2 protein-coding genes are annotated in these 2,386 nt (G+C 70.1%); both read left to right on the top strand.

All coding sequences use genetic code 11. From position 1 onward, the window contains the following. Positions 1-1,384: DNA mismatch repair protein MutS (mutS, locus tag C665_RS19260; RefSeq protein ID WP_004328144.1), on the top strand; the 1,384-nt coding region annotated here is incomplete at its 5' end. Then, positions 1,381-2,151 (top strand): fused MFS/spermidine synthase, encoded by a 771-nt coding sequence (locus tag C665_RS19265; RefSeq protein ID WP_004328146.1) that lies wholly within the window; start codon positions 1,381-1,383, stop codon positions 2,149-2,151. The genes mutS and C665_RS19265, both read left to right, overlap by 4 nt. The last annotated feature ends 235 nt before the right edge of the window (positions 2,152-2,386 follow it).

A 2,386-nucleotide genomic window follows, 5' to 3' on the forward strand; every position in this document is an offset into this window, starting at 1 on the left:
CCCCATCGCCCCCGAGCCGCTCGCCCTGCTGCAGCAAGCCATCGCCGCCGAGCCCGCCGCCATGGTGCGCGACGGCGGCGTGATCGCCCCCGGCTTTGACACCGAGCTCGACGAACTGCGCGGTATCCAGACCAATTGCGGCGAATTCCTCATGGCGCTGGAGACCCGCGAGCGCGAGCGCAGCGGCATCCCCGGGCTCAAGGTCGAGTTCAACAAGGTGCACGGCTTCTACATCGAGGTCAGCCGCGCCAACGCCGACAAGGTGCCCGACGACTACCGCCGCCGCCAGACGCTGAAGAACGCCGAGCGCTACATCACGCCCGAGCTCAAGGCCTTCGAGGACAAGGCGCTGTCGGCCAACGAGCGTGCGCTGGCGCGCGAGAAGACGCTCTACGACCAGGTGCTCGAGGTGCTCGCCGCCCACATCCCGGCGCTGCAGCGCATCGCGCGCGCGCTGGCCCTGCTCGACGGCCTCGCCGCGCTGGCCGAGGCCGCGCTGCGTTACGGCTACGTACAGCCACGCTTCCTGGAGACACCCGGGCTCACCATTACAGGCGGCCGCCATCCGGTGGTCGAGCGCCAGGTCGAGAGCTTCATCCGCAACGACGCCCGCCTGGCCGCCACGCGCCGCATGCTGATGATCACCGGCCCCAACATGGGCGGCAAATCGACCTTCATGCGCCAGGTCGCGCTGATCTGCCTGCTCGCCCATGTCGGCAGCTTCGTGCCGGCGGATGCCGTCGAGCTCGGCCCGCTCGACGCCATCTTCACTCGCATCGGCGCCTCCGACGACCTCGCCTCGGGGCGCTCGACCTTCATGGTCGAGATGACCGAGGCCGCCGCCATCCTGCACGGCGCCACCGAGCGCAGCCTGGTGCTGATGGACGAGATCGGCCGCGGCACCTCGACCTTCGACGGCCTCGCGCTCGCGTTCGCGATCGCCCGCCACCTGCTGGAGAAGTCGCGCGCGCTGACACTGTTCGCCACGCATTATTTCGAGCTCACCCGGCTCAACGCCGACTATCCCGAGTGCGCCAACGTGCATCTGGACGCGGTCGAGCACGGCCACCGCATCGTCTTCCTGCACGCGCTCGAGGAAGGCCCGGCGAGCCAGAGCTACGGCATCGAGGTCGCCGCGCTCGCCGGCATCCCGGCCGCGGTGATCCGCGACGCCAAGCGCCGGCTGCGCGCGCTGGAGAACCGCGAGATCGACGCCGGCCCGCAGGCCGACCTCTTCGCCGCCCTGCCCGAGCCGGAGGACGCGCCGCTGTCGCACCCGGTGCTCAGCGCGCTCGCCGACATCGACCCCGATGCACTGAGCCCGCGCGAGGCGCTGGAACGCCTCTACGCCCTCAAGCGCCTGGCCGGAGACCGCAACACATGAACCCGCCGATCGACATCTCCGAAGAAGCCGGCGTGCGCTACCTGCACTTCGGCTCCGACTGGATCCAGGGCGCGATGCGCATCCGCAAGCCGTACGCACTGGAACTCGCCTACACCCGCGAGATGATGGCCGGCCTGCTGCTGCGCGACGGCCTTGCCGCCGACGGCGGGCACTGGCCGCGCAAGGTGCTGATCATCGGCCTCGGCGCGGCCTCGCTGGCGCGCTTCGTGCATCACCACCTGCCGCAGGCCAGGATCCGCGTGGTCGAGATCGCTCCCGCGGTGGTGGCCGCGGCACGCCAGTTTTTCAAGCTGCCGACGGAGGATGCGCGCTTCTCGGTGCACCTCGGCTGCGGCGCCCAGTTCGTGCTCGAGCACGACGAGACCTGGGACTACGTGCTGGTCGATGGCTTCGACCGCAATGCGCGCGCCGGCGTGCTCGACACCGAGCCCTTCCACCAGGCCGTGCGTGCGCGCTTGTCGGCGCGCGGCATCATGGCGGTGAACCTCTTCGGCCGCGCGCGTGGCTACAAGGCCAGCCTGCAGCGCATCGTGCGCGCCTTCGATGACCGCGCGCTCGCCTTTCCGTCCTGCGACAGCGGCAACGTGGTCGCCTTCGGCGCGGCCGGCGAGCCGATCGAACGCAGCGTCGAGGAACTGCGCGAACGCGCCCGCCAGCTCAAGGCCGAGACCGGACTCGACCTCCTGCCTACAGTGACCCGCCTCGAAGCCGCGGGGGAACTCCCGGGCGGCGTGCTGCGCATGTGAGCCGCCCGCGCGCGACTTGCGTCGATCCGGCGCGCGTGCTCGAACGGCCCCATGGCCAGAACCCGGCAGCCCGCGTTATTGTCCACCCGATCGGATGTCCGTGCATCCGCAACCCGATAAGCTGCAAACCATGAACACTTTTCTGATCACCCTGCTCGTCGTCGGCCTCGTGATCCTGGCCATGGCGGTTGGCGTCCTTTTCGGGCGCAAGCCGATCTCCGGCAGCTGTGGCGGG

Origin of the sequence: Thauera aminoaromatica S2, assembly GCF_000310185.1 — a bacterium.
In the GTDB taxonomy this organism is placed as follows: domain Bacteria; phylum Pseudomonadota; class Gammaproteobacteria; order Burkholderiales; family Rhodocyclaceae; genus Thauera; species Thauera aminoaromatica.

What these genes read in the sequence shown, in the direction of transcription:
- C665_RS19265 (WP_004328146.1), top strand. Translation starts at nt 1,381, where the DNA reads ATGAACCCGCCGATCGACATCTCCGAAGAAGCCGGCGTGCGCTACCTG.